The sequence below is a fragment of the Burkholderia paludis genome (assembly GCF_000732615.1).
Classification (GTDB): domain Bacteria; phylum Pseudomonadota; class Gammaproteobacteria; order Burkholderiales; family Burkholderiaceae; genus Burkholderia; species Burkholderia paludis.
The window spans coordinates 1-26,802 of record NZ_JPGL01000092.1 but is presented as its reverse complement, the minus strand read 5'-3'; the positions used below and the strand labels follow the sequence as shown (position 1 = coordinate 26,802).

At 65.7% G+C, this 26,802-nt stretch carries 25 protein-coding genes; 12 read left to right on the top strand and 13 right to left on the bottom strand.

The features are described from left to right. Positions 1 to 2,229 (top strand): hybrid sensor histidine kinase/response regulator (locus GQ56_RS0136480; RefSeq protein WP_031403340.1); only part of this gene is annotated, 2,229 nt, incomplete at its 5' end. 65 nt (positions 2,230 to 2,294) lie between these two features. Here the strand turns inward: GQ56_RS0136480 and GQ56_RS0136475 are convergent. Further along, a complete protein-coding gene (locus GQ56_RS0136475; protein ID WP_031403339.1) occupies positions 2,295 to 2,849 on the bottom strand; it encodes an NADPH-dependent FMN reductase in 555 nt (184 codons plus the stop codon). A 368-nt stretch (positions 2,850 to 3,217) separates the two neighbouring features. Here GQ56_RS0136475 and GQ56_RS0136470 point away from each other — a divergent pair, with 368 nt between their 5' ends. After that, positions 3,218 to 3,817 (top strand): RNA polymerase factor sigma-70, encoded by a 600-nt coding sequence (locus GQ56_RS0136470; RefSeq protein ID WP_031403338.1) that lies wholly within the window; start codon positions 3,218 to 3,220, stop codon positions 3,815 to 3,817. Continuing rightward, positions 3,795 to 4,010 (top strand): zf-HC2 domain-containing protein, encoded by a 216-nt coding sequence (locus tag GQ56_RS0136465; RefSeq protein WP_031403337.1) that lies wholly within the window; start codon positions 3,795 to 3,797, stop codon positions 4,008 to 4,010. The genes GQ56_RS0136470 and GQ56_RS0136465 overlap by 23 nt, the downstream gene beginning before the upstream one ends. 391 nt (positions 4,011 to 4,401) lie before the next feature. On the opposite strand, the gene arsC is transcribed toward GQ56_RS0136465, so the two are convergent. Then, a complete protein-coding gene (gene arsC / locus GQ56_RS0136460) occupies positions 4,402 to 4,758 on the bottom strand; it encodes an arsenate reductase (glutaredoxin) (RefSeq protein ID WP_031403336.1) in 357 nt (118 codons plus the stop codon). A 969-nt stretch (positions 4,759 to 5,727) separates the two neighbouring features. On the opposite strand from arsC, the gene parA reads away from it, so the two are divergent. Continuing rightward, on the top strand, positions 5,728 to 6,390 hold the full coding sequence (gene parA / locus GQ56_RS0136455) for a ParA family partition ATPase (protein WP_031403335.1): 663 nt from the start codon (positions 5,728 to 5,730) through the stop codon (positions 6,388 to 6,390). 23 nt (positions 6,391 to 6,413) lie between these two features. Then, on the top strand, positions 6,414 to 7,475 hold the full coding sequence (locus tag GQ56_RS0136450) for a ParB/RepB/Spo0J family partition protein (RefSeq protein WP_031403334.1): 1,062 nt from the start codon (positions 6,414 to 6,416) through the stop codon (positions 7,473 to 7,475). Between the two features lie 82 nt (positions 7,476 to 7,557). On the opposite strand, the gene GQ56_RS0136445 is transcribed toward GQ56_RS0136450, so the two are convergent. Then, entirely contained in the window at positions 7,558 to 8,925 is a 1,368-nt protein-coding gene (locus GQ56_RS0136445; protein ID WP_031403333.1) for a replication initiation protein, read from the bottom strand. Between the two features lie 1,811 nt (positions 8,926 to 10,736). Between GQ56_RS0136445 and GQ56_RS0136440 the strand changes: the two genes are divergently transcribed. Next, on the top strand, positions 10,737 to 11,918 hold the full coding sequence (locus GQ56_RS0136440) for a DNA-binding protein (protein ID WP_031403332.1): 1,182 nt from the start codon (positions 10,737 to 10,739) through the stop codon (positions 11,916 to 11,918). Positions 11,919 to 12,054: 136 nt separating this feature from the next. Here GQ56_RS0136440 and GQ56_RS0136435 read toward each other — a convergent pair whose 3' ends face one another. The 3 genes from GQ56_RS0136435 to GQ56_RS0136425 all read right to left on the bottom strand — a co-directional run bounded on the left by GQ56_RS0136435 (position 12,055) and on the right by GQ56_RS0136425 (position 14,301). Further along, positions 12,055 to 13,068, bottom strand: a complete 1,014-nt coding sequence (locus GQ56_RS0136435) for a tyrosine-type recombinase/integrase (protein WP_031403331.1) — start codon at positions 13,066 to 13,068, stop codon at positions 12,055 to 12,057. Positions 13,069 to 13,168: 100 nt separating this feature from the next. Next, a complete protein-coding gene (locus GQ56_RS0136430; protein WP_031403330.1) occupies positions 13,169 to 13,546 on the bottom strand; it encodes a DUF2471 family protein in 378 nt (125 codons plus the stop codon). 143 nt (positions 13,547 to 13,689) lie between these two features. Continuing rightward, positions 13,690 to 14,301 carry a helix-turn-helix domain-containing protein gene (locus tag GQ56_RS0136425; protein WP_031403329.1) on the bottom strand — a complete coding sequence of 204 codons (612 nt, stop codon included), beginning with the start codon at positions 14,299 to 14,301 and terminating at the stop codon, positions 13,690 to 13,692. A 161-nt stretch (positions 14,302 to 14,462) separates the two neighbouring features. On the opposite strand from GQ56_RS0136425, the gene GQ56_RS0136420 reads away from it, so the two are divergent. Together GQ56_RS0136420 and tdh are read left to right on the top strand one after the other, a co-directional pair. Further along, a complete protein-coding gene (locus GQ56_RS0136420) occupies positions 14,463 to 15,662 on the top strand; it encodes a glycine C-acetyltransferase (RefSeq protein WP_031403328.1) in 1,200 nt (399 codons plus the stop codon). Positions 15,663 to 15,675: 13 nt separating this feature from the next. Beyond that, positions 15,676 to 16,704: an L-threonine 3-dehydrogenase gene (tdh, locus tag GQ56_RS0136415; protein WP_031403327.1), complete on the top strand. Its 1,029-nt coding sequence runs from the start codon at positions 15,676 to 15,678 to the stop codon at positions 16,702 to 16,704. 397 nt (positions 16,705 to 17,101) lie between these two features. Here tdh and GQ56_RS0136410 read toward each other — a convergent pair whose 3' ends face one another. Beyond that, positions 17,102 to 17,518 carry a hypothetical protein gene (locus GQ56_RS0136410; protein ID WP_031403326.1) on the bottom strand — a complete coding sequence of 139 codons (417 nt, stop codon included), beginning with the start codon at positions 17,516 to 17,518 and terminating at the stop codon, positions 17,102 to 17,104. After that, positions 17,515 to 18,153 carry a GNAT family N-acetyltransferase gene (locus GQ56_RS0136405; RefSeq protein ID WP_031403325.1) on the bottom strand — a complete coding sequence of 213 codons (639 nt, stop codon included), beginning with the start codon at positions 18,151 to 18,153 and terminating at the stop codon, positions 17,515 to 17,517. Before GQ56_RS0136405 ends, GQ56_RS0136410 begins: the two co-directional genes overlap by 4 nt. Positions 18,154 to 18,335: 182 nt before the next feature. Here GQ56_RS0136405 and GQ56_RS0136400 point away from each other — a divergent pair, with 182 nt between their 5' ends. Both GQ56_RS0136400 and GQ56_RS0136395 read left to right on the top strand, forming a co-directional pair. Next, the gene (locus GQ56_RS0136400; RefSeq protein WP_031403324.1) at positions 18,336 to 18,941 is read left to right on the top strand and encodes a TetR/AcrR family transcriptional regulator; all 606 of its coding nucleotides are present in this window, start codon (positions 18,336 to 18,338) and stop codon (positions 18,939 to 18,941) included. Between the two features lie 63 nt (positions 18,942 to 19,004). Further along, a complete protein-coding gene (locus GQ56_RS0136395; protein WP_031403323.1) occupies positions 19,005 to 19,484 on the top strand; it encodes a nuclear transport factor 2 family protein in 480 nt (159 codons plus the stop codon). A gap of 493 nt (positions 19,485 to 19,977) precedes the next feature. Here the strand turns inward: GQ56_RS0136395 and GQ56_RS0136390 are convergent, their stop codons facing one another. After that, positions 19,978 to 21,063 carry a tartrate dehydrogenase gene (locus GQ56_RS0136390; protein WP_031403322.1) on the bottom strand — a complete coding sequence of 362 codons (1,086 nt, stop codon included), beginning with the start codon at positions 21,061 to 21,063 and terminating at the stop codon, positions 19,978 to 19,980. 127 nt (positions 21,064 to 21,190) lie between these two features. On the opposite strand from GQ56_RS0136390, the gene GQ56_RS0136385 reads away from it, so the two are divergent. After that, complete coding sequence (locus GQ56_RS0136385; RefSeq protein WP_031403321.1) at positions 21,191 to 22,114, top strand: LysR substrate-binding domain-containing protein; 924 nt, start codon at positions 21,191 to 21,193, stop codon at positions 22,112 to 22,114. Positions 22,115 to 22,223: 109 nt separating this feature from the next. Here the strand turns inward: GQ56_RS0136385 and argC are convergent, their stop codons facing one another. Next, positions 22,224 to 23,165 carry an N-acetyl-gamma-glutamyl-phosphate reductase gene (gene argC / locus GQ56_RS0136380; RefSeq protein ID WP_031403320.1) on the bottom strand — a complete coding sequence of 314 codons (942 nt, stop codon included), beginning with the start codon at positions 23,163 to 23,165 and terminating at the stop codon, positions 22,224 to 22,226. Positions 23,166 to 23,286: 121 nt separating this feature from the next. Between argC and GQ56_RS0136375 the strand changes: the two genes are divergently transcribed. Then, a complete protein-coding gene (locus GQ56_RS0136375) occupies positions 23,287 to 24,171 on the top strand; it encodes a LysR family transcriptional regulator (RefSeq protein ID WP_031403319.1) in 885 nt (294 codons plus the stop codon). Between the two features lie 48 nt (positions 24,172 to 24,219). Here the strand turns inward: GQ56_RS0136375 and GQ56_RS0136370 are convergent, their stop codons facing one another. Genes GQ56_RS0136370 through GQ56_RS0136360 form a run of 3 tightly spaced genes read right to left on the bottom strand, consistent with a single transcriptional unit; the run spans position 24,220 to position 26,743 of the window. Further along, a complete protein-coding gene (locus GQ56_RS0136370) occupies positions 24,220 to 24,684 on the bottom strand; it encodes a hypothetical protein (protein WP_031403318.1) in 465 nt (154 codons plus the stop codon). Positions 24,685 to 24,743: 59 nt separating this feature from the next. Continuing rightward, entirely contained in the window at positions 24,744 to 25,961 is a 1,218-nt protein-coding gene (locus GQ56_RS0136365) for a patatin-like phospholipase family protein (RefSeq protein WP_031403317.1), read from the bottom strand. Next, positions 25,958 to 26,743: a 3-hydroxybutyrate dehydrogenase gene (locus GQ56_RS0136360; RefSeq protein WP_031403316.1), complete on the bottom strand. Its 786-nt coding sequence runs from the start codon at positions 26,741 to 26,743 to the stop codon at positions 25,958 to 25,960. The genes GQ56_RS0136365 and GQ56_RS0136360 overlap by 4 nt, the downstream gene beginning before the upstream one ends. Positions 26,744 to 26,802: the final 59 nt, after the last annotated feature.

Below are 26,802 nucleotides of genomic sequence, written 5' to 3'. Positions count from 1 at the left end.
GCCGACTCCCACGCCCCCGCCTCCACGCCCGCCGACGACTGGCAGGACGACAGCAGCTACGCGTCCGGTGCGCCCGAGCACGATTTCGCGGTGCGCCGCGTGACGCTGATCGTGCTGCTCGTTGCCGCGATCGTGCTGCCCTGCATCTACGTGGCGGTCATGGCTTACAACGACCTGAAGGCGCGCGAGGCCGCCGCGAGCGACGTGACGATGCGCACCGTGCGCGTGGCCGAGGAGCACGCGCTCAAGGTCTTCGACCTGAGCGAAACGCTCGATGCGCGCATCGTCGATCTCGTGCAGGACATGGACGACGCGACCGTGCGCGGCCGGGAATCCGACATCCACGAGGCGCTGAACACGATCGGCGGCGGCTATCCGCAGGTGGCGGCCGTGTCGATCTTCGGCGCGAGCGGGATGCTGCTCGCCAACAGCCTCTACTATCCGGCGCCGTATGCGTCGATCGCGAACCGCGACGACTTCGCCGGCATCCGCGACGGCAAGGTCATCGAACACGTCTCGCGGCTGATGATGGGGCCGCTCAAGCTCGAGAACATTCCCGTGTTCAACACCGGCGTCGCGCGGCGCCATAGCGACGGTTCGTTCGCCGGGATGGTGTCGATCGCACTGAAGTCGTCGTATTTCAACGCGTTCTATCGCGACCTGCTCGGCGGCGCGAACACGCCGATGACGATGGCGCTCTCGCGCTCGGACGGCGCCGTGATCGCGTCGTATCCGCCGCCGCCGGCGCTCGCGCACACCGATCGCGCGGTCACGTTCGGCGATGCGCGCAACGATCCGCGCGCCGGGGTCGTGCGCGTGCGCCACGACGGCGCGAGTAGCAGCGAGATCGTCGCGTATCGCCAGGTCGGCAGCTATCCCGTCTACGTGACGTGCGCGTACCGCACGTCGGCAATCTGGCACGAGTGGTACGAGCACCTGAGCGTACTGTTCATCTCGATGTTCGCGCCGTCGGTCGCGCTGTGGTCCGTGATCTGGCTGTCGCTCAAGCGGCTGAAGGCGGAAGAGGAGGCGTGGGACCGCTGGCAGGCCGAGGCCTCGATGCGCCGCTCGATCGAATCGGCGTACCGGCAGTCGCGCAAGATGCAGGCGCTCGGCAACCTCGTCGGCAGCGTCGCGCACGACTTCAACAACCTGCTGATGATCATCTCGAGCAACGTGCAGATCGCGCGGCGGCGCGGGGTCGAGCATCTCGACAAGGAACTCGGCGCGATCGAACGCGCGCTGAAGAACGGCCAGTCGCTCACGCGCCAGCTGCTCGGCGTCGCGCGCAAGCAGCCGCTGCACAACGAGACGATCGACGTCGGGCAGTGGGTCGGCACGTGCCGCGAACTGCTGAAGACGTCGCTCGGCTCGAAATCGTCGCTGGTCGTCGCGATCGAGCCCGGCGTCTGGCCGATCCGCGTCGACGTGGCGGAGCTCGAACTCGCGGTGATCAACCTCGCGGTCAACGCACGCGACGCGATGGCGGCAGGCGGCCGCTTCACGGTCGGCGCGCGCAACGTGACGCTGCGCCGCGAGGACGGCTTTCCGCTGATCGGCGACTTCGTGCAGATCTCGCTCGACGATACGGGTTCGGGCATGGCGCCCGACGTGCTCGCGCGCGCGTTCGAGCCGCTGTTCACGACCAAGGCGCAGGGGATGGGTACGGGGCTCGGCCTGCCGCAAGTGTTCGCGTTCTGCGAGCGTTCGGGCGGCCTCGCGACGATCGACAGCGCGGTGGGCGCCGGCACGTCGGTGCGCCTCTACCTGCCGCGCGCGCGCGCCGAGGATGTGGTCGCGCGGCCGCAGGCCGTCGCGCACGACGCGGGCGCGCTCGCCGGCCTGCACGTGCTGCTCGTCGAGGACAACAGCGAGGTCGCGGCCGGCACCGAAGCGCTGTTGTCGCTGCTCGGGCACCGCGTGACCTATGCGCCCAGCGCCGACGACGCATTGCGCCTGATCGAGGGCGCGGCCGCGAACGACGCGTTCGACCTCGTGATTTCGGATATCCACATGCCGGGCCGCCTGAACGGCATCGACCTCGCCGAAGCGGTCGAGCAGCGGCCGGTGAAGCTCCCCGTGATTCTCGTCACGGGTTACGCGGAGGAGCTCGACCGCACGCGCACCGTCAACGTCCGCGTACTGTCGAAGCCGTTCGACATCGCGCTGCTCGACGAGATCCTGCTCGGCATCCGCGAAGCGCGCGATGCACGCCACGCCGGCGCGTGACCCGCACGGCGTGCGGCATTGCGCCGGCGTGAGCAGGCGCGGGTGCGGCGCTCACGCCAGCATCGTCACGCCGACTTCAGCAGGCGCACCCAGCCCGCATAACGATCGACGAAGCCTTGCAGGAACTTGCGGGTGTCCTCGCTGATGATCTGGCCCTGATCGTCGATGCGCGCCGGATCGTGCTTGATGAACATTTCGGGCTGCCCCAGCGTCTTGACGTCGAGGTACGCAAGCACGTTGCGCAGGTGCTGCTGCGCGAGCGCCGTGCCCGTCGCGCCCGGCGACGTGCCGAGCACCGCGCCCGGCTTGCCCGACCACGAATTGGAACCCCACGGGCGCGAGCCCCAGTCGAGCGCATTCTTCAGGACGCCGGGAATCGAGCGGTTGTACTCGGGCGTGACGAACAGCAGCGCATCGGCGGCTTCGATCGACTGCTTGAAGCGCTTCGCGACTTCCGGAAAATCCGCGTCGTGGTCCTGGCAATACAGCGGCAGTTCGCCGATCTCGACGAACTCGAACGAGAAATCGGCGGGGGCGAGCGAGATCACGGCATGCGCAAGCGCCCGGTTCCATGAAGCGCGCCGCAGGCTTCCGACGACCACAGCAATGCGATAGGACATGGCATTCTCCTTCCGATGAGTGAGGAATCGGATCGATTGCTTCCGATCTGGCGACAAAGGTCTGTTTATAGGCAAGCCAGCCCGCGAACCGCCCCACGGGGCCGGCCGGCCGACTTTCCACAAGGTTTTCCACAGAAATTGTGGATAACTCGGCCATGACTTTCCAGCGTGACCGACTTGCCTCCCGCGCGGCCGATTTCGGCACGCGGCACAGGTTTCGGCAAGCATAGCGCAGCGCGCCGGCCGGCTTCGTGAATTCGCGACGGAACACGCATTGCAGGCCGGCACTGCGCCCAGTAAGCTGCTCGCACCGCGACGCGCCCGCTCGGTGGCGCGCGTGCGACTGCCTCGAGACATCCGACCCAGACATGCCGTCCGCCTACGACGATCCGGCCTACCTCGCGCAACTGCGGCGCGACCTGCTGCGCTTCGCGCGACTCCAGCTCCGCGATGCCGACGCGGCGGAAGATGCCGTGCAGGAAGCGCTTGCCGCCGCGTGGTCGCACGCGAATGATTTCGCGGGGCTGTCGGCGCACAAGACGTGGGTGTTCGGCATCCTGCGCAACAAACTGATCGACGTGCTGCGTGCGCGGCAGCGGATGGTGAGCCTGTCCGCGCTCGACGCCGAACTCGACGGGGAATCCGTGCTCGATCGAGAACTGTTCAAGGAGAACGGCCACTGGGCCGCGCATGCGAAGCCGCGACCGTGGCCGCGCCCCGAAACGCTGTTGCAGCAGCAGCAGTTCTGGACGCTGTTCCAGGCCTGCCTCGATCACCTGCCGGAGCAGATCGGACGCGTATTCATGATGCGCGAATTTCTCGACGTCGAAATTGCCGACATCTGCAGCGAATTGACGCTGACGACGAATCACTGCAGCGTGCTGCTGTATCGGGCGCGCACGCGCCTGCGAACCTGCCTGAGCGAACAAGGACTGACGACCGAAGATGCTGCCGGGGAAATGTACTGACGTGACGCGACTGCTGTCGGATGCACTCGACAGGAAACTGACCCTGCACGAGCGACTGCAGGTGCGCGTGCACCTGCCGACTTGCAGCGGCTGCAGAGCCTATCGCGGGCAGATCGGCCTGCTGCGGACGGCCGCGAAGGCGGCGGCGGGGCAGGGGCCCGGCGACGACGGCGAGTCGTCCGGCTCGGTCTAGAGCCTGGTCACGCCAACAACGGGCTGGCGAACGTGCCTTTGCGCCGGCAGGGCAAGGAGAGAAGAGGCGCAATAGCCGTCGTTATTGCAACGACGAACGACGCCGCAATACGGGCGCGAAGGCACGTTCCCCTTGTCTGGAAAAAATCGTTCGTGGGGCTGGCCCTCGGAAGGGCCGATCGCCGCGTCATGCTCCTCGCGAATACATCGAGTATTCGCTTCGTCGCATTCCTTGCGCTTCGGCCCCTCCGGGGCCAGCGCAAGCCCGCTATTCGCGTGAACAGGCCCTGGCGGCCTGCCCACTATTGTCCGGGTGCCCGGCGATCCTGCCGACCTCGCGTGGCGGCGGTGGCGCCGGGCTGACGCGACAAAAAAAATACGGCGAACAAGAATTATTCGAACAGCGACCGCACCGATTCGGGCGGCCGGCCGATCGCAGCCTTGCCACGATAAACGACGATGGGCCGCTGCAGCAGAATCGGATGAGCGGCAATCGCTGCGTATGCGTCCGCATCGGTCAGATCCGCGCGGGCCAGATCCAGCGTCTTGTACGGCTCCTCGCCGTCACGCAGCATGTCGCGAACCGGGCGGCCAAGCTGCCGGTGCAGCGCTTCGAGTGCCTCGACCGTCGGCGGCGTCTTCAGATACTCGATGACGTTCAACGGCGCACCGGTGGTGTTCAGCGACTCAACCAATGCAAGCGTCTCGCGCGACTTCGAGCATCGGGGATTGTGGTAAATCGTGATCATGGTTCTGGCCTGAAGGGTAGAGCCCCGTATTGTAGCCAGTCTGCTTCGGGGGTTTCGGTGGGGCGGCCCTTTGGAGATCGGGCGCCGAGTCGATGCGTCTCGGACGAGAGGGGGCGGTGTGGCGGGCCGCAAAAGGGAAGGGCCGACCGGGATGAACGCTAGCGAGTCGATGTGTTTATGCGCATAAAGTCCGTTGGCCATCTATCTCGGCAAGGGCGACAAGGAGCGCTGGATACCGGCTCGTCACGACAGCCTTCCCGGTCTGGACCAGGTCGACGGTCGCGTTGAACGTCGGTTGGTTTATGCGCATAAAGCCTGCAGTGACTGGGGGAAGTCCCGCGCGCTTCGTGGCCAGGCGAGTGCCGAAACTCCACCGCACCGGCACAATGGCCGCTTGAATATGCTGCCGTGTTGCTTCGCCGCTGGCCGCAAGATTCAGGCGAGGCTGGCGCGTGCCGCTTCGTCACTCGCAGCCCGACACCCATTGGTTTATGCGCATAAACGTGGCGCCCATCCGGCATCTTGGTGTCGAGGCACTTGGGTTCAACGGCGCACGTCGAGTCAGCGCATGCCCAGCCAGCAAGTACGGCTCGCAACCCGATCCCAAAGCGTGCAGGCTGTACTGCCGCGCAGTGAATCGCCTCGGCCTCTGCAGAGTTTATGCGCACAAACTCCGCCTCATCACGGGCAGGCGATTCGCTCCTGCGAGAGGGCGGCATGCTCCGCTCCGATACCGCAGCGATTCCCTGCGCTCGACGAAATTGCCCCGCGTGACGACGCAACCTTCGCGTCGCTCATCGAACATTCCCGCCGTCGTCCACGCCTTCCGATCGAGCCATCCCCCGACACCGGTTCGTTTATGCGCATAAACCGCTAGCCGAATGGCCAATGCGTAGTTGTTGAACGACAATTTCATTGAAATCCAAATATCGTCCTGTAGAATTCCAACGACCAAAATAGGAGTGAAAATTGGCCGCGGAAATCATTGCAGTCACTCAACAAAAAGGTGGCGTCGGCAAAAGCACGATTGCCATGCACCTCGGTGCCGCGTTCCATGAAAAAGGGAAGCGCGTCCTCGTCATCGACGCAGACCGTCAAAACACACTGGTTCACTGGTCGAGCGCATCCGGTGACAGCGAAACCGGCATCCCGTTTCCGGTCGTCAACCTTGCCGAAGCCGATGGCCAGATCCATCGCGAGATCAAGAAGTTCATCAACGACTACGACATCATCGTCGTGGACTGCCCGCCGTCAATCACTGAAAAGGTATCCGGCGTCGTCCTGCTGGCCGCGTCGATCGCCGTGATTCCGACGTCGTCGTCGCCCGCCGATTACTGGTCGAGCGTCGGGCTGGTCAAACTGATCCAGCAGGCGCAGGTCATGAATGAAGACCTCCGTGCCGTCTTCCTGCTGAACAAGACCGAAGAGAAGCGCATGCTGACCCGCGAGCTCAAGCGCGCGCTCGAGGAACTCGGCTTCCCGTTGCTGAAAACGCAGATCCCGACCCGGGAAGCGTACAAGCAGGCGATGGCGCTCGGTCAGACCGTGCTGCAGATGAACGATCGCGGCGGCAAGCTGGCCGCCGCCGAAATCCGTGCATGCGCCGACGAAATCGTCGCCATGCTGCCCTGACTTTATGCGCACAAAGGAGTCACATGAAACCCTCCCAATTTGCAAAAGGATTCCAAGCGCGCCCGGATATCACGACGAGCGAGAAGCGCACGGCGCTCGATCGGCTCAATGCGATCGACGGCATCGTCAAGTCCGACACGCCCACCCCGGCTCCGGCCCGGTCCGCGAAGAAAGACATCGCACCGCCGGCGGCTCCGGAACTCACGATCGATCCGTCGATCGACGAATCGCCGCAATATCGCGCGTGGCGTCTCGAGAATCGCTACGCGCCGGGCCAGGTAATCGAGCTGTCGCTGAAGGCGATCAAGCATAGCCCGTTCAACCCGCGGCACTTCTATCTGAAGTCCTCGATTGCCGAACTCGCGGTCAACCTCGCCAAGCAGGGGCAGCAGCAGGCGATCCACGTGATTCCGGATTACGACAACCCGGGCACGTATTTCGTCAGCGACGGTGGCCGCCGTGTACGGGCGCTGAAGGAAGCGAACAAGGAATCGGTCAAGGCGATCGTGATCGATGTGCCGATCGGCATCCAGAGCTACAAGCTCGGCTACGACCTCAACGTCCAGCGCGATTCGCAGACGGTGTTCGACAACGCGGTCGTGTGGCGCCGCTTCCTCGACGACAAGCATTTCCAGAGCCAGAAGGAACTCTCCGAGCATCTGGGCCTCGACGAGTCGACGGTGGCCGTCGCGCTCTCGATCGGCAAGTTGCCGGAAGCGATCATGCAGGAGATGGTCGCGCGTCCCGACCGCTTCGGTTCGAACATGGCGTATCAGGTCGGCCGCTATCACAATGCACGCGGCACCGAAGCCACGCTGCGGCTGATCAACAAGATCGTGTCGGACGATCTCAGCACGCGCCAGGTGTCGGACATCGTGAAGGGCCGCGTCGCGGCGCAGGAAACGCCGAAGGCCGCGGGCCGCCAGCGCTATGCGCAGCGTCTCGAGATCAAGCTCGGCGGCAAGTCGGTCGGCGACCTGAAATCGTACGGCGAAGATCGCATCGAATTGCGCCTGCGCGGCCTCCCGAAGGACAAGCGCGACGCGATCCTCGAGCAGCTCGAGCGGATGCTGTTGTCGGAGTGATGGAAACGGCCTGCCGGGCCCGGTGAGGACGCCGGGCCCGCCCGCTGACGGGGCAGGGCCGGCGGCGGCCCGTCAGCGGGCCTCAGGCGGCCCGCGACTGGTTCAGCGTGAACGACAGCAGATCGCCGTCCGTCGGCTCGCCCCAGGTCTTCTGGGCCAGCCAGTCGAAAAAGGCCGTCTCGGCCAGTTTGGAATCGAGGCCGCGCTTGCGCCAGTCGTCGCGCAGATGCGTGCCCATCGTCGGCAGCGCTTCCGATTCGAACGATTCGCGCGCTACTTCGCGCTCGGCGTCGCCCTGCTCCTCGTACAGCACCTTCGCTTCCTTGCGGCGGAACGCCGCGAACTCGCTCAGCAGGCGAGCCTTCAGATCGTCCGGCTGGGCCGCTGCGACCTTCGCGGACGGCGTACCGGCAGGCAGCGCGTCGACCGACTCGACCGGCGGCGCATAACCCTTCTTCAGCGCATCCTTGAACAGCGCCGGCGCGCTGCGCACCGGCGGCAGCGTCGTGCTGCGCATCCGCTGCTCGGTCATCTGCAGTGCGGCGCGGATGCGATTTTCCTCGCTGTCCGCATAGAGCGTCTGCGCTTCCTTCAGCGGGATGCCGAGCTTCACCATCCGGTCGACCAGCGTGCTGTCGAATACGTTCGGATGTTCGTCGAGCGCGAGCATCGGCTGCTTGCGCTCGGTCACGCGGAACTGGATCTCCGCGACCCGGCGCCCCTCGCGGTGCTCGATCAGTTCGACGAAGATGTTGGTGACCGCGTTGACTTCCGCGATCGCGGGACGCAGGTAGTCCCGCTTGAAGTACTTGTACTCGCGCTTCGCCTCGTCCCCGGCTTCCGTGTCGGGCGTGCCCGACAGGATCGGCCGCCACCATTCCCACGGCTCGCGCATCGTCAGGTGGCTCGGGTTCGTCAGGTAGCGCACGCAGATCTCGTACAGCGCGAGACCGGCGCTGCTGCGCAGCTGGCTCTGGAACTGCAGGCTCAGGCGCGCATACTGGACCGGGTCGAGCAGCTTCTTCTTGATCTTCGGCGCGAACGAGAATTCGACCCACACGCGGCGGGTCGCCGGATCCTCGAGAATTTCCGCGTCGGCGATCAGCGTCGAGATCCCCCACTTGCGGCCCGGCTTCTGGCTCGAGGTTCCCGTGCTCCATTCGACCTGCACCGACACCATGCGGCGCAGGTGTTCCTTCACCAGTGCGGTGTCGTTCGAATCGAAAGCGGAGTTGGCGACGATATCCGACAGCAGCGCGCGATACGTATCGCCCGAGTCGTCGGCCTGCTGCGCCACGGCCAGCAGAACATTGAACAGCTTGCGAGTGAGGAGCGTGATCTTGCCGCTCTTCGGCTGAATCGCGATCGCCTCGACGGCCTTGCGCAACTCGGCTGAACTGGCACTCACCACATCCACATCGGTTTTCTTGGCGCGCTTCGTCGTGGCCATACGTCGGGTCGGAGGAGAAGTTTTCCGGAAGGATAGCGCCTGCGGTGAAGTGCGTCCAGAACGACATGCTCACCATAGCGGGTGAAGCGCGCGTGCAAAACGGCACTCACCCCAAGCGCTCCCGAAAAGGCTCACCGGTCCGTAATCACGGCGTTTCGGACTCGTCCAGACGTGTCGCGGGATGCGCCGATTCACAGAATTTCACCTGTGCGGGACACGTGCGAAATTCGCTCCCGTATCGACTCACCTTTCGATTTGTCGTAATTTTGCGACTGCGCGGCCATGCATCGGCAGCGGGCCCGGATCGCGGCTCACCGATCGCCTCGCATCGGCCTGTATGCATGTACAGGCGCGGCTCACCGGGAGATCGTCAGCGAGTCCCGTCCTCCGGAACACACGTACAAAACCGGCTGGCGCGACCCGAGCAGGCCCGTTTTGCAGGGCCGGGCGCGCATTGTACAGTGCACGAACCGTCTCATGTCCCGAAAATACTCACCTTGAGCACAGTGCGTCGATTCGTTTGGAGGTCGACGAATGCCCGGCAGGTGCGGGACTGGCTACCGCAACCTCCCGAAAAACCTCACCTTGGCGAAAAAACGCTGTGCGCCTCCCGGCACGAACAAGGCTCCCGAATAATCTCACCGTAACCAGATCGGTATCAAAAATCTCAATGCCTTCCGATACTTATGCACAGAAGGCATTTGGCTGTGCGCCACCAGCCGCCCCCGAAAAACCTCACCTTTCGGTGAGAATCCTTCATACGACAACCGCGTGCCAGCCCCCGAAAAATCTCACCTGTGCCAAAAAGTGGCACAGCAAAAACGAGATTTCTCCCAGTCCTGGCGGGGTTTTCGGCGAATTAGGCCACTCGGAGATCCCGAAAAGCCTCACCTTTGACCATTTTTCGAGCAAATCCCGTTCCCGAAAAGGCTCACCCGTCATCCGGATCACAGCCTGTGATTTATGCCCCGAAAAAGCTCACCTTGACGGGATCGGGGCAGGAAAACCCCGATTTTCCTCCCGAAAAGTCTCACCTTTAGTGAATCACAGGCCCCCAACCGGGCTTTTGCTGTGCAAAATGGCGTCCGCTTCCCGGAAACCCTCACATCAAATCCCTGTGAAGTCCCGTGAAACCTCACCTTTCGTCAAAATTGCCTAAAAGATGGGCAGAATCGGGGCGCGAAGAATATCCCGCAAGCGCTCACCTCTGTCTGCACAGGCAGAAAACTGTGCACCCAGGCACAGCGCGGGTTCCGCGGCTGTGAGGCCCCGAAAAACCTCACCTTTGGGAAATCTCGTGTTTCACTGTGATCCCGAATCCGCTCACGACCTTTCCTGCAACGGCTCACGCTGCTCCCTGAACCCCATCACGTCAGCTCCCGCAGAAGATCACCTTAGCTCCCGTAAAACTTCACCTTGTCGGCCGCACAGCCTTGCTACATAAGGCTGTGCCGTGGCGTTAACGTTTTTAACTAAGGGTTCAAGGGTGTTTACTTCTAATACTCTCAAGACATGGGCTGAAGAGTTTTCCACAGACACCCCAACCCCTGAACACCAACAAGCAACCGGATCCGCCATCATGTGAAACAACTGCCGAAATTCGGGGCTCGCTGGAAAACGCTGGCATAACAAAGGCTTGGCCAACTTTCTTCGCTTTGTTTCACGGAATGCCGGACGACGTTCGCTCGGATCGGCTCGCAGCTCCGATTTCTGTGCAGCTCGACGTAAATTCACAACGTCGACGAGAAATAAGTATTGAGAGATACGTATTTCGTTATGATTGCAACACTTCAATGCCTACGAGCACAGTCATGACACTGGATGAAATACGCCAAGCCATTCGGGACGAGCTGGAATCGCTCCGCGCGAGCGGTGCGCGGCGCCAGGAACTGTCGCTGCACGCATGCAAGCGGTTGTTCTTCGATCTCGGCATCCGGCCGTCGGCAGCCAACGTCCGCGACCTCACCCAGACCGGCAGCGCCAGCGATATCCCGAAAGACATCGACCATTTCTGGGAGCGCATCCGTTCCGCGTCCAGAATCCGGCTCGACGGTGCGGCGATCCCGAAGTCCGTGGAGGAAAAAGCCGGTGCGTTGCTCGGCGCGCTCTATGAAGAAGCATTGAAAGCAGCGCGAGACAGTCTCGACGGCGACCGCGAGCAGGTTCGCGCCGGCGTCGCCGATGCTGAACAACGCTTGCGCGACGCAACCGTGCGGCAGGAAACGCTCGAAGGCGCGCTGGCGCGCGGCGAAACGAGAAACGAGCAATTGCAGGCTCGCGTGACCGAGCTCGAGGTGCAACTGGCTTCGCAGGCCACGCACGGTTCGGCAAGCGAGGCGACGTTGCTCACCACAGTCGCCCGACTGGAGAAGGAACTGGCCGCGGCCGCCGGCCGTGTGGATGCCGAACAGGTGCAGAACGCCGCGCTGCGCGACCGGATCGACGCGTTGCAAGCAGAACTGCAGCAGCGCACCGAGCACTACGCGCAACAAATCAAGGATGCGGTGGCCGAAGCCGAACGCCGGGTCAAGCCGATGCTGGTCGAGCTGGATTCGTTGCGGAGCATGGCATCGACCTACCAGAGCGGTTTGCGCGACGTTCAGCGCAAGGAATTCGATTTCCTGCAGCAGCTGAGTTCGGCCAAGGCCCGCGCCGACCGGCTCGAAGAACAGTTGCGTACCCAGGGCGATGAACTGGACCGCGCGACGCGCGAGGTGAATTCGCTGCGTGCGAGCCGCGGAATGAATCCGGAAATCGCCACGCTGATTCGGCGCCTGGCCGATACGGGGCAACTGGATGCGGACGCGTTTGCCGCGATCGGCACCTCGCTCGATCCGGAAATTCCGGTACCGGCCCGGTGCCCGCATTGCGACGGCGAGCCGGAACTGTCACATGGCGAAGCGGGTTTTGAAGTGGCGTGCCCGGAGTGCGAGCACGCTTCGGGCGCATGGCCGTCCCGCTTCGAAGCCGTCGCGCGCTTCGCGCACACGTGACAAAAGGATCGGCGACACCGCACAGGTGAGACGATCCGGGGAGCGTGAGGTGAGGTTTTTCGGGAGCCTGGAAACGGTGAGGCTGCGCCGTACAAGGCTGCTCACGGTTCGCGTTGCGCGAGCAGCCGTTTTCCGATCAGTGAGTTTCGTCGCGGCCTGACGCATCACCGTCGGCCAGGCCGTCGCGCCAGTTTTTCCAGGCACGATGCAGGCGGTTCGACGAGATCGGCCGCATGAAGCCCAGCCATTTGCCAACCCGCTCGGGCGGCACGTCGTGTTCGAACAGTTCGGCCGCATAGGTATTGCGCAGCGTTTGCGGGCTCGCACGCGCGGTGCGCGACGAGGTGAGCCCGGCCGACTCCACGATCGCGTCGATCGCACGCAGCATCGTGGCCTTGTGCATCGGCCGCCCGGCGTGCGATGCGGGGAACACGAGTTCTCCCGGAATGTCCTGACGCTTGCGTTCGGTGAGCCAGGCCTCGAGCAGTGCAATCGCGAATGAGGCCAGATGGGTTTCGCGCGCGAAATCCGGATGGGTGGACTGGATCTGCAACGACGTTCCACTCGTATTGATGCAACTAATCGTAAGTGCGCGTGCTTCGCCGGTCTTGATGCCGGCGCCGAGAAACGCGGCGACGAGCGCGCGGTCGCGCCGTTCCTTCCAGTACGCGGAGCCGGATACGCCGATGGGCGAAAACAGGTAGGCGAGCAGTGTCGCGCGTTCGGCCGGCGCCAGGAAACCGGTGGGTTCGTTGTCGCGGGCCTGGCGCCAGTTCGCTTCGCCATCCTGAGCAATGAACCGGGCCGGGTTGGTCGATGCGTACTCGGTGCGCCGGATATGATCGAGCACACGTTCGATCAGCCGCAGATAGCGCATGCGCTGGGTTTTCCGGATCGGCAGTTCGCCGACGAAGTTCGCGATGGTCGGGGTGTCGACCGTCGCCAGATTTTTCTGGTGTGCCCGCAGCCAGGTGAGAAACGCGCCCCATTGCGCGCGATAGACGTCGGCCGACGAGCGGCGATAGTCCTGCATGGCAAGCCACGCGTCGAAAGCGGCTTCGGGCGAGGCGATCCAGTCGGATGCGCCGCGGTCGAACAGATCCTTTTCTTCCGGGCGTACCGGTGTGTCGGGAGAGCTGGGAAGGGACATGTCATTTATTCCGTTAGTTGCGTATATGTTAGCCTTTTCCGCAATGTCCCGGGCAGCAGGAGGCCGGACGGGCCGCCACGGACGGCGGCCCGGGCTGACATCAGTCGCCCCACGCCTTGGACGGACGGTGAGCACGCTCGGGAGGCGCCGCGTTCTGAGACGCGGCTGCCGCCTCGTACGCGAGAACCGCGAACGAGAAGGCGGCGGGCAGCGCATTCGAGCGCCCGAAGTCGGTCGGATCGTCCGTTTCCGGAAACGTCATGTCCGACGGGCGTTCGAACAATTGACGCATGCCGGCCTCGTGCCGGCTGGCAAAGCCGAGATCGGCAAGCGCCTCGGCTTCGATCGCGTGCAGCAGGCGCCACGTCAGCGGGACGCGCTGACGGATGTAGCGCCCGGCAATATGGCGAACGATCAATTCGAGGTCGTGCGCGGCAGCCTTGAAGCCGAGCGCGGCCAAATCCTGTTCTTCTGTCATCGCAGGCTCCTGTCGACCGGGCGGGCGCCTCGGTGCGCCGGCTCCGGCCCATGCATGGCGGAATGTCCGTATACTGTACAAACATACAGTATTTTCCGCAACAGGCCTGCCCTCGATCCCTTGGCCGGCTATCCGCACCGCCGTCAGCGGTGTATCACCACCAGCAGCGCCCGCGCCTCGGCCTTGCCGGGATTGCGGATCGCGTGCGGCTCGTCGGCCGGGTAGCGCGCGGTGTCGCCGGCCTTCAGCCGCCGGCTGGCCGCCGCGGCTTCGATTTCCATCGCGCCCTGCAGCACCGTGAGGTGCTCGCGCGTGCCGGGTTCGTGCGCGTTCGATATCAGCGCGCCGCCGCCCGGCAGCGTCAGTTCGTACCATTCGAACTTGCCGGCGAGGTCGATCGGGCCCCATACACGCAACTGGTACCGGCCGTCGTGGCCGGCGAGCGTCGGGATGTCGTGCGGGCCATCTACCCGGATCGTCTCGGGCGCCTTCGGCTGCGAGAACAGCTCGTCGAGCGTGATGCCGAGCGCGTTCGTCAGCCGCCACGCGACGGCGATCGTCGGATTGGCCTTGTCGCGCTCGATCTCGGAGAGCATCGATTTCGAGACGCCGGCCGCGCGCGACAGGTCGTCGAGCGTCAGCTTGCGTTCGTTGCGCAGCCGCTGGATCTGTTCGCCGACGCGCGGCGGTGTGACGGCCGGCGGTTGCGAGGCGGCGCTGGCAGGCGTGCGCCGCGAGCCGGAGGAACTTGCCATTTGGATTCCGTTCGCTTAGAGTTGTTCGGTATTTCGAATTCTAGTTCGGAATATCGGATAAATGCGGTCAACCGAACGACCGACTATAACAGTAGCAGGCCGCTGCGCCGCCGCCACGAGCGGTGCGTCGCGGCATGCGAATCCCTGTCAGGAGCTTTGCGATGCGTGATGCCTTTCTCGCCCAGGTGCGCGGGACACTCGACCAGATCCGCGCGGACGGTTTTTACAAGACCGAGCGCGAGATCGCGAGTCCCCAGGCGGCAGCCGTGCGACTCGCCGGCGGCGCCGGCGTGCTCAATTTCTGCGCGAACAACTATCTGGGCCTGGCGAACGATCCGCGCCTGGTCGATGCGGCGAAGGCCGGCCTCGACCAGGACGGCTTCGGCATGGCATCGGTGCGCTTCATCTGCGGCACGCAGACGGTGCACAAGCAGCTGGAAAGCGCGCTGGCCGCGTTTCTCGGCACCGAGGACAGCATCCTGTATTCAAGCTGCTTCGACGCGAACGGCGGGTTGTTCGAGACGCTGCTCGACGAGAACGACGCGGTGATCAGCGACGAGCTGAACCATGCGAGCATCATCGACGGCATCCGCCTGTGCAAGGCGAAGCGCTTCCGCTACCGGAACAACGACCTAGCCGACCTCGAGGCGAAGCTCAAGGAGGCCGAGGCAGCCGGTGCACGCCACAAGCTGATCGCGACCGACGGCGTGTTCTCGATGGACGGCATCATCGCCGACCTGAAAGGCATCTGCGACCTCGCCGACCGCTACGGCGCGATCGTCATGGTCGATGATTCGCATGCGGTCGGCTTCATCGGCACGCACGGCCGCGGCACGCCCGAGCACTGCGGCGTCGAAGGCCGGGTCGACATCATCACGGGCACGCTCGGCAAGGCGCTCGGCGGCGCATCGGGCGGCTACGTCGCCGCACGCCGCGAAGTCGTCGAACTGCTGCGCCAGCGCTCGCGTCCGTACCTGTTCTCGAACACGCTCACGCCGAGCATCGCCGCGGCTTCGCTGAAAGTGCTGGAACTGCTCGGCAGCGACGAAGGCGCGAAGCTGCGCGAGCGCGTGCGCGAGAACGGCGCGCGGTTCCGCGAGCAGATGACCGAGGCCGGCTTCACGCTCGTGCCGGGCGCGCATCCGATCATCCCGGTGATGCTCGGCGACGCGCAGCTCGCGACCGACATGGCCGACAAGCTGCTCGACGAAGGCGTGTACGTGATCGGCTTCTCGTTCCCCGTCGTGCCGCGCGGCCGCGCGCGTATCCGTACGCAGATGAGCGCCGCGCATACGCCCGAACAGATCGACCGGACGGTCGCCGCGTTCGTGCGCGTCGGCAAGTCGCTCGGCATCATCTGACGGAGGCGCGACCATGAAAGCACTGGCAAAACTCGAACGCGGCCCCGGCCTGACGCTCACGCGCGTGAAGCGTCCCGAAGTCGGCCACAACGACGTGCTGATCAAGATCCGCCGCACGGCGATCTGCGGCACCGACATCCATATCTGGAAGTGGGACGACTGGGCGCAGAAGACGATTCCCGTGCCGATGCACGTCGGTCACGAATACGTCGGCGAGATCGTCGAGATGGGGCAGGAAGTGCGCGGCTTCGCGATCGGCGATCGCGTGTCCGGCGAAGGCCACATCACGTGCGGTTTCTGTCGCAACTGTCGCGCGGGGCGCCGGCATCTGTGCCGCAATACGGTCGGCGTCGGCGTGAACCGCGAGGGCGCGTTCGCCGAGTATCTGGCGATTCCGGCGTTCAATGCGTTCAAGATTCCGCCGGAGATCTCCGACGATCTGGCGTCGATCTTCGATCCGTTCGGCAACGCGACGCACACGGCGCTGTCGTTCAATCTCGTCGGCGAAGACGTGCTGATCACCGGCGCCGGCCCGATCGGCATCATGGCCGTCGCGATCGCGAAGCACGTCGGCGCGCGCAACGTCGTCATCACCGACATCAACGACTATCGGCTCGAGCTTGCGCGCAAGATGGGCGCGACCCGTGCGGTCAACGTCGCGCGCGAGTCGCTGCGCGACGTGATGTCCGACCTGCACATGACGGAAGGCTTCGACGTCGGGCTCGAAATGTCGGGCGTGCCGAGCGCATTCACGAGCATGCTCGAGGCGATGAACCACGGCGGCAAGGTCGCGCTGCTCGGCATTCCGCCCGCGCAGACGGCGATCGACTGGAACCAGGTGATCTTCAAGGGGCTCGAGATCAAGGGCATCTACGGCCGCGAGATGTTCGAGACCTGGTACAAGATGGTCGCGATGCTGCAGAGCGGCCTCGACCTGTCGCCGATCATCACGCATCGCTTCGCGGCCGACGATTACGAGCAGGGCTTCGCCGCGATGCTGTCCGGCGAAAGCGGCAAGGTGATCCTCGACTGGACGGCCTGAGCGCCGTCGCGGGGGCAGCGCGGCGCGTTCGCCGCCTGCCCCGCTTTCGCCGGTGTCCGCGTTGCGTGGTCCGTGACGAAACACGCGAAACCGGGATCAAGGTGAGATTATTCGGGAGCTGTGCCTGCGTGCGGAATCCGTGACGCGATTGCTCACCGGTGACCTGCGAAAGCACGTTTGCTTCACCTGTCGAGCGCGGTCTTGCTTCGCTTCGCCACGCGGTCCGACGCCCTTCCTTCCCCTCCACGTATTGCCCAGCCGCGTCCCGCCGTGCGATTGCTCGCTGCGCGCCGCACGGGATGCCCCAACGAACCGGAACGTCGACCGTGAGCCCGCGCGCATCGTCGCGGCTCACGCATGCGCGGGTCGAGATCGACGTCGACCGGTGCGCAGCCCGTTACTTGATCCGCTCACCATTTGGCCCGCGCGGGTCGAGCTGAAGACTCAACACGACGAGCCAGCGCTTCGGGCACTGCGGCGCGACGTCGATCGGATCGCCGGGGGCGCCATGCGCGGTCACGAACCCGTGTTGCGCCGCGTATTGATACGCGCGCAACGCATCCGCCTGCAGCCAGAAGCTGACGAGCGCGCAGGTGACGAAGCGGAACAGCAGCACCGTCGCGGCGTCCGGCGCGAAACCGGTCGCGACCAGCAGGCTTTCGAACGCGAACGCCAGCGCTTGCGCGACCGCGATCGTGACGACCGTCAGCTTCACCACTCCGCGCAGCCGCAGTGCCGCGCGAACGCGTGCCTGCCGGACGGCGAGCCGCGAGCGATCGTCGCCGTCATCGCGTTCGGGAAGTTCGCGCTTCATGACGCCGCACCCGCGTGCCGCGCGACGTCGACCTGCAGCGTGTTGCCGGCCGGAAGGCGACCGTCCGCGACGCCGACGGATTTGCACAGGATCACGCTGTCGTAGTTGTGCTCCGGAAAGCGCATCACGTCGACCGGGTGAAAACCGTCGCGGCGGTAGAAGTCGACGAGCCGGACGGCCGCGTACGGCGCGTCGAGCGCAAGGTGCGTCGCGCCGCGTGCGGCGGCCCGCTGCTGCGCGAACGCGAGCAGCGAACGGCCGATGCCGCGATCCTGCCAGACGGGATCGACGGCCAACTGGCCGAGCGTCGCGACGTGCCGGCTGCGGTACGGATCGCAACGGGAATCGGGATCGTGCGAACGCATCGTCAGCGTCGCGACCAGATGCGCGTTGCCGAGCGCGACGAAGCATTCGCCCGCGAGCACGTGCTCGCGCGTGGCCGACGCCGGCTGGTCGACGCACGGGCAGTTGAATCCCAATGCACCCAGCGGCGCGAACGCGCGACGCAGCAGCGCGTTCAACGTGTCGTACGAATCGCTGCGCGGGTCGAAGCGCCGCACGACGACGCGGCCGTCGAGCCGCTTCGCATAAGCCGCATAGGCGCGCGCGGGGCGCGCGGATTCCGGTCGCTGCATGATGTCCTTTCGCCCAGACAGGGTGACCGAAGTGTAGTGAGCGTCGCGTATCCGCTTCAAGAAAAAATGTCGTAAACGCGGCGGCCCGCGTCGTGCGGCAGGGCCGCGGTTCAGCCCTGCAGGCGACAGGGCTTTTTCACACAGGTGTTGACGAGGGAGAACGATCGTTCTACCGTAAACCCATGAACACACTTCCCGACCTTTCCGGCGAACCGGGCGTTCGCGACCGGCTGCTCGATGCGGCCGAAGCCCTGATCTATTCGGGCGGCATCCATGCGACCGGTGTCGACGCGATCGTCAAGCGATCGGGTGCGGCACGGAAGAGTTTTTATTCGCATTTCGAATCGAAGGAGGCGCTGGTCGTGGCTGCGCTCGAACGTCGCGACGCGCGCTGGATGCGCTGGTTCGTCGACGCCACGCAGGCGCGCGGCAAGGCCCCGCGCGCGCAGTTGCTCGGCATGTTCGAGGTGCTGCGCGACTGGTTCGGGCAGCCGGACTTTCACGGCTGCGCATTCCTGAACGCATCGGGCGAGATCCCCGATGCCGACGATCCCGTGCGGGTCGTCGCACGCATGCACAAGGCGCGCCTGCTGGCATTCGTGCGCGAGCGGTTCGATGCGTATGCCGATGAAACCGGCATCGAACGCCGCGGGCTCGCGCGCCTCGCACGCCAGTGGCTCGTGTTGATCGACGGTGCGATCGGCGTGGCGCTCGTGACCGGCGATGCCAACGCCGCGCGCGACGCGCGCGCCACGGCTGAACTGCTGCTCGACGCCGTGTCGCGGTAGTCGACGCAGCGTATTCGAACCGGCCGCGGCGGTCCGTGGCCATCACCTGAACAGGAGCAACCCATGTCCGCATCCCCCGAAGTCCGTCCGCCCGTTCCGCCCTTCACGCTCGAAACGGCGCGCCAGAAAGTGCGCGCCGCCGAGGACGCGTGGAACACGCGCGACCCGCACCGCGTGTCGCTCGCCTATACGCCGCACAGCCGATGGCGCAACCGCGCGGAATTCGTGACCGGCCGCGACGAGATCGTCGGGCTGCTGCAGCGCAAGTGGACGCGCGAGCTCGATTACCGGCTGATCAAGGAGCTGTGGGCGTTCGGCGGCAATCGCATCGCGGTGCGATTTGCATACGAGTGGCATGACGATGCCGGCAACTGGTTCCGCTCGTACGGCAACGAAAACTGGGAGTTCGACGAAAACGGCCTGATGGCGCATCGTCACGCGAGTATCAACGACCTGCCGATTCGCGAGGAAGACCGCCTGTATCGCTGGGCGCTCGGCCGTCGTCCGGACGATCATCCGGGGCTGTCCGATCTCGGGCTGTGAGACGCGGGCCGGTTCAACGGATCGGCAGAAGGCTGCACGCAGGTTCAATGGTGAGGAAATGCGGGAGCTGATCGTCTGAAGGTGAGATTTTTCGGGACGCGGTGAAATGCCGTGCCGGCGCGTGTGCCGCGCACCGTTCGATGCGGCGTCGCACGCGGCAACGCGGGCGTGCCGCTCACGCCGGCATTGCATCCCGACGCGCGCATCGGCGTGCCACGCTGTGCTTCATCGCGTGACGTATCTCACCGGTCGGGCGAGGTCGACGGTGCATCGACGATCGGTGTGCGCGCGCGTGATGTGCAACTCACCGATCGAACCGGTTTCGACAACGCGCGATGCGAGCCGTGCGGGCTCCGGTGCGAAACGGTTCACCGTTCGACTTCACCTTGCACGCAGCGGAATCGGCACGGGTGCGCGAACGCATCGCGTGTCGCTCACCGCCGGCCGATTCGTGCAGGGGGGCCCGGCGGTACGATCGCGCCGGGCGTGACCGTCAGCCCGTGATTCGCGCGGCGATCGCCTCGCCGACTTCCTGGGTTCCCGCGCGGCCGCCCAGGTCGCGCGTATGCGGCCCCGTGCGCAGCACGTCCTCGATCGCGGCGACGATCGCATCGTGCGCGTCGCGTTCGCGGCCCGCGCCGTTGCCGAGGAAGTCGAGCATCAGGGCCGCCGACCAGATCATCGCGACCGGATTGGCGATGTACTGCCCCGCGATATCGGGCGCGGAGCCGTGCACGGGCTCGAACAGCGAAGGAAACGTACGGTCGGGGTTCAGGTTCGCCGACGGCGCGATGCCGATCGTGCCCGTGCAGGCCGGCCCGAGATCCGACAGGATGTCGCCGAACAGGTTCGATGCGACCACCACGTCGAAGCGGTCCGGCTGCAGCACGAAGCGCGCGCACAGGATGTCGATGTGCTGCTTGTCGACGGCGATGTCGGGATAGCGTTCGGCCATCTCGGCCGTGCGCGCGTCCCACCACGGCATGCTGATCGCGATGCCGTTGCTCTTGGTCGCGACGGTGAGGCGCTTCGCGCGGCGCCGTGCGAGTTCGAACGCGAACTTCAGCACGCGCTCGGTGCCGTGGCGCGTGAAGATCGACTGCTGCATCACGATTTCGCGCTCGGTGCCTTCGAACATCGTGCCGCCGACCGACGAGTACTCGCCTTCCGTGTTCTCGCGCACGATCATGAAATCGATGTCGCCCGCGCGGCGGCCGGCGAGCGGCGACGGCACGCCGTCGAACAGGCGTGCCGGACGCAGGTTGATGTACTGGTCGAACTCGCGGCGGAATTTCAGCAGCGAGCCCCACAGCGAGATGTGATCGGGCACCGTCGCGGGCCAGCCGACCGCGCCGAACAGGATCGCGTCCATGCCCGACAACTGCGCCTTCCAGTCGTCCGGCATCATCTTGCCGTGTTGCGCGTAGTAGTCGCAGCTTGCCCAGTCGATGTGGACGAAGTCGAAGCGGAGGCCGAAGCGCGCGGTCACGGCGTCGAGGGCCCGCAGGCCCTCGGGCATCACTTCGCGGCCGATGCCGTCGCCGGGAATGACGGCAATCCGGTAAGTCCTGTCGTTCATGCGGGTGCTCCTCCTTCATCGTGGATCGGGCCGCTGCCGGCGAGGCGCGCAGCGGATCATGACGCCATTCTATTTATTTCCATCCGGATTAAAATCGTGCGAAAGGTTAATCGACTTTCCACGAATCGTGAACAAATCGCCGAACCTCGACGACCTCCGCGTGTTCAGCCTGGTCGTCCGTCTGACGAGCTTCAGCGCGGCTGCCGAACAGCTCGCGGTGTCGCCCGCGTATGTCAGCAAGCGCATCGCGCTGCTCGAGGCGCAGCTCGGCACGCGCCTGCTGCATCGCTCGACGCGCCGCGTGACGGTCACGGAGGCCGGCGAGCGGGTGTTCGCGCGCGCCGAGAAGATCCTCGACGACGTCGATCATCTCGTCGAGGACGTGTCGACCACGCGCACGGTGCCGCGCGGCACGTTGCGCATCTCGAGCAGCTTCGGCTTCGGCCGGCACGTCGTCGCGCCGGCGCTGCTCGATTTCACCGCGCGCTATCCGCAACTGAACGTGCGGCTCGATCTGTTCGACCGGCTCGTCGACGTCGCGGGCGAAGGCTACGACCTCGACGTGCGCATCGGCGACGAGATCGCCGATCACCTGATCGCGCGCCGCCTCGCCGCGAACCACCGGGTGCTGTGCGCGTCGCCCGACTATCTCGCGCGACGCGGCACCCCGCGCTCGCTCGCGGATCTCGCGTCGCACGACTGTCTCGCAATCAAGGAGCGCGATCATCCGTTCGGCGTATGGCGGCTGACCGTGCGCGGCGAAACGGTCACGGTGAAGGTCGGCGGCGCGCTGTCGACGAATCACGGCGAGGTGGCCGTGCAATGGGCGCTGGCCGGGCGCGGCATCGTGCTGCGCTCGATCTGGGAAGCCGGGCCGCTGATCGAACGCGGCGCGCTGTGTCGCGTGCTGCCGGACGCGACCCAGCCCGCGAACATCTGGGCCGTGTATCCGGAACGCGTCGCGGCGTCCGCGAAGGTGCGCGTGTGCGTGGATTATCTGGCGCAGACGCTGGCCGCGCCGAATGCCGCAGCGGGCGACGAAGCACCCTGAAACCGGCTAAAGGTGAGCTTTTACGGGGGGCTGTGCAGGCACCGTCGCATCGTGAGTCGCGACGCCCGCCCGCGTACCGCGCGGGCCGGCGACGACGCCTGCGGAAGATTCACGCCGCACCTGACACACCGAGCATCAGGTCGAGATTCTGCACGGCGGCGCCGGATGCCCCTTTGCCGAGATTGTCGAACACGGCGGACAGGAGCACCTGACCGCGATCCTCGTTAACGAACACACCGAGCCGCAGATCGTTGGACCCGTTCAGCGCTTGCGGATCGAGATGCGTTGCCGCGCGGGTGTCCGCCAGCGGCGTCACGTCGACGTGACGCGCATCCGCGTAGTGCGCCGCGAGACACGCGTGCAACCGCTCGCCAGTCACCCCGGCCGGAAGCAGGCGCAGCTCGATCGGAACGGTGAGCACGATGCCTTGTCGATAGGCACCGTAGGCCGGCACGAAGAACGGGCGGTGTGCGAGCCCGGCATGCAGCAGGATCTCGGGGGCGTGCTTGTGGTCGAGTGCGAGGCCGTAGACCTGCAGCGACGGCGCGCGCGCGGCGGCGTCGCCCGATTCGAACGCTTCGACGGCGGCCCTTCCGCCGCCTGAGTAACCCGAGATCGCGTGAATGCTCACCGGGTAGTCGCGCGGCAGCAGGCCGGCCTGCAGCAGGGGGCGCAGCAGGCCGACCGCGCCCGTGGGGTAGCAGCCCGGATTGGTGACGCGCTTCGCGTGCGCGATGCGCTGCGCGTGCCCGTCGGCCATCTCGGGAAAGCCGTAGACCCATTCGGGCTGCGTGCGATGGGCCGAACTCGCATCGATCACGCGTACCGCCGGGTTCCGGATGAAGCCGACCGCTTCGCGCGCGGCCGCGTCGGGCAGGCACAGGATCGCGATGTCGCATGCGTTGAGTGCGTCGGCGCGCCGCGCGGCGTCCTTGCGTTCGGCAGCCGGAAGCGTGAGCAGCCGCACGTCGGTGCGGTCGCGCAGGCGCGCGTGAATCTGCAGTCCGGTCGTACCTTGGTCGCCGTCGATGAAGACAGTGGGGAGGCTCATGGCGGTCGTGTTTCTCGCGTTCGGTGGTCGGGGGAAGCCGTATCGTCCGCCGAACGCCTAGAATATGAAAAGTTGAATTTGCTGACTGTCTGCTTCAGCTTTTCTGAACGAGAGGTGTTCGATGCGCGAGATCAGTCTTGACCGCCTGCGTACGCTGGTCGCGATCGCGGACCAGGGATCTTTCGTGGCGGCGGCGCAATGGCTGCATCTGGCCCCGCCGACCGTCAGTCTCCATGTCGCCGAGCTGGAAAGCCGCGTCGGCGCGCCGCTGCTGTCCCGCACGCGCGGCAACGTGCGGCCGTCGGCGATCGGCGAAGTGCTGGTGGAGCGGGCGCGGCGCCTGCTGGCGGAGGTCGAATCCACGCTCGACGACGTGCAGCGGCAGGTGCAGGGATTGACCGGCCGCGTGCGTCTGGGCGCATCGACCGGGGCGATCGCGCACCTGTTGCCGCAGGCGGTGGCCGGGTTGCGCGCGCAGCATCCGGATATCGATGTCCAGATCGCGGTGCTCACGTCGCACGACACGCTGGCGTGCCTTGCGCAAGGCACGCTCGATGTCGGGCTGGTTGCGCTGCCGCAGGCGCCGGTCGCGGGGCTGTCGATCCGCCCGTGGCGACGCGATCCGGTGATGGCGTTCCTGCCGGCGGACTGGCCGCTTCCGGCCCGTGTGACGCCGGCGTATCTGGCCGCGCGTCCGCTGATCCTCAACGATGCGACGACACGCCTGTCGCGGCTCACGACCGAATGGTTCGCACTCGGCGGCCACCGGCCCGAGCCGCGGATCGAACTCAACTACAACGATGCGATCAAGAGCCTGGTCGCCGCCGGTTACGGCGCGACGCTGCTGCCGCACGAGGCGGGCGCCCCGCTGCCGGATTCGCGCATCGTCATGCGGCCGCTGCGCCCGGCGTTGTGGCGCGAGCTTGGGATTGCCCATCGGGCCGGTTGCGTCGAACGGGCGACGCAGCACGTGCTCGATTCGCTGTGGGTGCTCGGCGCACGCTAGCGGATCGCGGTGCGAGTGCGCGTGCAGGCCGGGCGCGCGCTCGAAGGTTCAGAGCCGGTTGTCCTTCGCCAGCGTGAGCACGCGCGCCCAGCGCTGTGCGTCGCGCTTGTCCGTCATCGGCAGCTTCCATTCGCCGCGCGCCGCGTCGCGCACGCGTACGACGAGATGCCAGCGGCCGCCGATCGGCGCGGCCTGGCAGCCGTCGAGCTGCGACAGCGTATAACGGCCGTCCGCGCCGTCGTGCGACAGCCACAGCAGCCCCTGTGTAGCGGATACGCGCAGCTCGCCCCAGGCGCGATGCACGACGTGGGTCCAGCCGTCTTCCTTCGTGTTCGGTGCGATGTCGCGGCGGCGCTTGATCCACCAGGCGACCAGCGCGAGCAGGATCGCGGCGGCGAGCACGGCGGCCGCGATCGCGACCGGCTGGCTGAACTGCGCGGCGATGACGTGAAACAGGTGAACCGCGCCCCATCCCGCGGCGATGAGCGCAAACAGTGCAATGAAAATCGGCATGTCGGATCGGAGAAGAGGACGGACCGGCGCATGCGTCGCGCCGATCCGTCGCGCACGGCTTACCGCTTGCGGTGAATGTCGTGCGTCACGAAGCCCGCGTCGTTGTTGGGCAGCGCGAGGCCGTCCTTGACCGCGAGTGTCTTGCGGATGTCGTCGAGACCCGCGGACCAGTGGTCGCGCATCGTCGACAGACCGAACTGATAGTCCTTGTAGTGATGCTCGTACGCCTTCTGCTGGTAGATCAGGTGCTGGATGTTGTACTTCTTGCTGCCTGACATCGCCTCGGCTTCGACGCACCACGGATCCGACTTGCGCTGCTCTTCCGGCACCTGGTCGAGCACGTGGCGCAGCACGTTGCGGTAGCGCTGTTCGCGCTGCAGCGTGTCGGTGACGAAACGCGTGCGGCTCGAATACTGCACGTCCTTCGTGCGTTCGGCGACGTCGGCCATCGTGCGCGGCAGCGGCCCGCGCGCGCTCCACAGGTCGACCTGGAACGCGAGCGTGTCGCGGCGCGGCCGGGCGCGCAGCACTTCCATCAGCGGCGTGTTCGACACGACGCCGCCGTCCCAGTAGTAGTCGCCGTCGATCTCGACCGGCGGAAACGCGGGCGGCAGCGCGCCCGACGCCATGAAGTGCTCGGGCGCGAGGCGGATGCGCGAGTTGTCGAAGTACACGAAGTTGCCGGTACCGACGTTGACCGCGCCGACCGACACGCGCGTCTCGCCCGAATTGATCCGGTCGAAATCGCACAGCTTCAGCAGCGTCGCGCGCAGCTGCGACGTGTCGTACCAGCTGATCTTTTCCGGATGATCGGACACGCCCGGCAGCGGCGGCGGGAAGCGCGGCACGAAGAAGCCTTGCTGGCCCTGCATCATCGCGCTCGCGGCCTGCGACGCGGTGAAGAAGGTGCGGACCTGGTCGATGCTGTTGAACAGCGCGAACTCGAACGCGGCCGGAATCGTCGGGAAGAATGCCGGCTTGCAGATCGTTTCCCAGAATTCGCGCAGCCGCTCGACGCGATGCTCGGGCGCATTGCCCGCGATCAGCGCGGTGTTGAGCGCGCCGATCGAGATGCCGGCGATCCAGTCGAGCGGAATGCCCGCCTCGTGCAGCCCTTCGAACACGCCGGCCTGGTACGCGCCGAGCGCGCCGCCGCCCTGCAGGACGAGCGCGATCGTCTCGTACGGCAGCGTGCGCGCGGCGGCCGGTGCGCCGGCCTCGTGATGCAGGTCCGCCGCGTCGACGGCCTGTCTTTCGGTGCGGGCGTGCGGCTTCATTGCATGAACCAGCCGTGGCTGACGACGAACGACTGGCCCGTGAGCGCCGCGCTCGGGAATGCCGACAGGAACAGCACCGTCTGCGCGACGTCCTGCACCGTCGTGAACACGCCGTCGACCGTGTTGCCCAGCATCACCTTCTTCACCACTTCCTCTTCGCTGATCCCGAGCTCCTTCGCCTGCTCCGGAATCTGCTTGTCCACCAGCGGCGTGCGCACGAACCCCGGACACACGACGTGCGAGCGCACGTTGTGCTTCGCGCCTTCCTTCGCGAGCACGCGCGCCAGGCCGAGCAGGCCGTGCTTGGCCGTCACGTACGCCGACTTCAGAGGCGACGCCTCGTGCGAGTGCACCGAGCCCATGTAGATCACGACGCCGCCGCGATCGTCCTTGTACATGTGCTTGAGTGCGGCCTTCGTCGTGAGGAACGCGCCGTCGACGTGGATCGCCTGCATCTTCTTCCAGTCGGAGAACGCGTAGTTCTCGATCGGGTTGACGATCTGGATGCCCGCGTTCGACACGAGGATGTCGACCGAGCCGAACGTTTCGGCGACCTTGTCGATGCCACTGTTCACGGCTTCCTCGTTCGTCACGTCCATCGCGACGCCGATCGCCTTGCCGCCCGCCTTGACGATCTCGTCGGCGACCGCGTTCGCGCCGTCCTGGTTCAGGTCGGCGATCGCCACCGCCGCGCCCGCCTTCGCGAGCTCGAGGGCGATTTCCTTGCCGATGCCGCTTGCGGCGCCCGTGACGACTGCGGTCTTGCCATTCAGGTTGCTCATGTTCGAATTCCCGTGGTGAAAGGATTGACAGGGAGAAAGGACTGCGGACGCGTTACTTG

Coding starts and splice junctions, on each gene's coding strand:
- GQ56_RS0136475 (WP_031403339.1), bottom strand. CDS start 2,849: ATGTCCTATCGCATTGCTGTGGTCGTCGGAAGCCTGCGGCGCGCTTCA.
- GQ56_RS0136470 (WP_031403338.1), top strand. CDS start 3,218: ATGCCGTCCGCCTACGACGATCCGGCCTACCTCGCGCAACTGCGGCGC.
- GQ56_RS0136465 (WP_031403337.1), top strand. CDS start 3,795: ATGCTGCCGGGGAAATGTACTGACGTGACGCGACTGCTGTCGGATGCA.
- arsC (WP_031403336.1), bottom strand. CDS start 4,758: ATGATCACGATTTACCACAATCCCCGATGCTCGAAGTCGCGCGAGACG.
- GQ56_RS0136450 (WP_031403334.1), top strand. CDS start 6,414: ATGAAACCCTCCCAATTTGCAAAAGGATTCCAAGCGCGCCCGGATATC.
- GQ56_RS0136445 (WP_031403333.1), bottom strand. CDS start 8,925: ATGGCCACGACGAAGCGCGCCAAGAAAACCGATGTGGATGTGGTGAGT.
- GQ56_RS0136440 (WP_031403332.1), top strand. CDS start 10,737: ATGACACTGGATGAAATACGCCAAGCCATTCGGGACGAGCTGGAATCG.
- GQ56_RS0136435 (WP_031403331.1), bottom strand. CDS start 13,068: ATGTCCCTTCCCAGCTCTCCCGACACACCGGTACGCCCGGAAGAAAAG.
- GQ56_RS0136430 (WP_031403330.1), bottom strand. CDS start 13,546: ATGACAGAAGAACAGGATTTGGCCGCGCTCGGCTTCAAGGCTGCCGCG.
- GQ56_RS0136425 (WP_031403329.1), bottom strand. CDS start 14,301: ATGGCAAGTTCCTCCGGCTCGCGGCGCACGCCTGCCAGCGCCGCCTCG.
- GQ56_RS0136420 (WP_031403328.1), top strand. CDS start 14,463: ATGCGTGATGCCTTTCTCGCCCAGGTGCGCGGGACACTCGACCAGATC.
- tdh (WP_031403327.1), top strand. CDS start 15,676: ATGAAAGCACTGGCAAAACTCGAACGCGGCCCCGGCCTGACGCTCACG.
- GQ56_RS0136410 (WP_031403326.1), bottom strand. CDS start 17,518: ATGAAGCGCGAACTTCCCGAACGCGATGACGGCGACGATCGCTCGCGG.
- GQ56_RS0136405 (WP_031403325.1), bottom strand. CDS start 18,153: ATGCAGCGACCGGAATCCGCGCGCCCCGCGCGCGCCTATGCGGCTTAT.
- GQ56_RS0136400 (WP_031403324.1), top strand. CDS start 18,336: ATGAACACACTTCCCGACCTTTCCGGCGAACCGGGCGTTCGCGACCGG.
- GQ56_RS0136395 (WP_031403323.1), top strand. CDS start 19,005: ATGTCCGCATCCCCCGAAGTCCGTCCGCCCGTTCCGCCCTTCACGCTC.
- GQ56_RS0136390 (WP_031403322.1), bottom strand. CDS start 21,063: ATGAACGACAGGACTTACCGGATTGCCGTCATTCCCGGCGACGGCATC.
- argC (WP_031403320.1), bottom strand. CDS start 23,165: ATGAGCCTCCCCACTGTCTTCATCGACGGCGACCAAGGTACGACCGGA.
- GQ56_RS0136375 (WP_031403319.1), top strand. CDS start 23,287: ATGCGCGAGATCAGTCTTGACCGCCTGCGTACGCTGGTCGCGATCGCG.
- GQ56_RS0136370 (WP_031403318.1), bottom strand. CDS start 24,684: ATGCCGATTTTCATTGCACTGTTTGCGCTCATCGCCGCGGGATGGGGC.
- GQ56_RS0136365 (WP_031403317.1), bottom strand. CDS start 25,961: ATGAAGCCGCACGCCCGCACCGAAAGACAGGCCGTCGACGCGGCGGAC.
- GQ56_RS0136360 (WP_031403316.1), bottom strand. CDS start 26,743: ATGAGCAACCTGAATGGCAAGACCGCAGTCGTCACGGGCGCCGCAAGC.